This window comes from Streptomyces sp. AC627_RSS907 (assembly GCF_019049165.1).
Window position 1 is genome coordinate 1 of the sequence record NZ_JAGMUE010001383.1, and the last position, 570, is coordinate 570.

Sequence of the window (570 nt, forward strand, 5' to 3'; positions counted from 1 at the left end):
TCGTTGCTCGGGGCAGGCGGGCTGGCCTCGCCGTCGCACGCGACGGTCCCCGTGGCCGTCACGGCCAGTCCGGTGCCGGCTGCCAGCAGTGTGCGCCTGTCCATCCTGCCCTCCCTCTCGATGTGGGTCTCCTCTACGCAGAGGGCGTACGGCGGGTGCCGGTTCCGTGGCGGCGGTCGCGGACCCGCACGAGGAGGCATGGCCATGACATTCTCGGCCTAGTATGCGGGGTCGGCGGGGGAGGGCTGAGCTGTGGCCGGCTGGCCGAGAGGGGGCGCGCGCGGCTGGCCGGCGCGCCCGAGGCGGCCTCGATGCGCTGTCAGCGACCGGTGTGTGGAGGAGCGGGGACGGAGGGCACGGGGTGTGCCGCCCGTGTCGCGCGGTGTTCGTCGGCGTCGGTACGAGCCCGGGAGCGGGCTCTGCGCGCGGGTCCTGACCAGCCGCAAGAGCAGCGGGCGAGGCAGAAGGCGCCCGTTTCGATGGTGGTCGTCTCGTGTATGTCGGAGCCCGAGTCAAGCACGTACCCACGCTACCCGGCCGTGACGGCCCTCAGGGGCGATCGTTGAACGG

The 570-nt window shown here is 73.2% G+C and carries 1 protein-coding gene; it reads right to left on the reverse strand.

Going from position 1 to position 570, the window contains the following annotated elements; translation table 11 throughout:
• Positions 1-319: 319 nt before the first annotated feature.
• Positions 320-520 (reverse strand): hypothetical protein, encoded by a 201-nt coding sequence (locus KUM32_RS45160; protein WP_232109953.1) that lies wholly within the window; start codon positions 518-520, stop codon positions 320-322.
• Between the last annotated feature and the right edge of the window lie 50 nt (positions 521-570).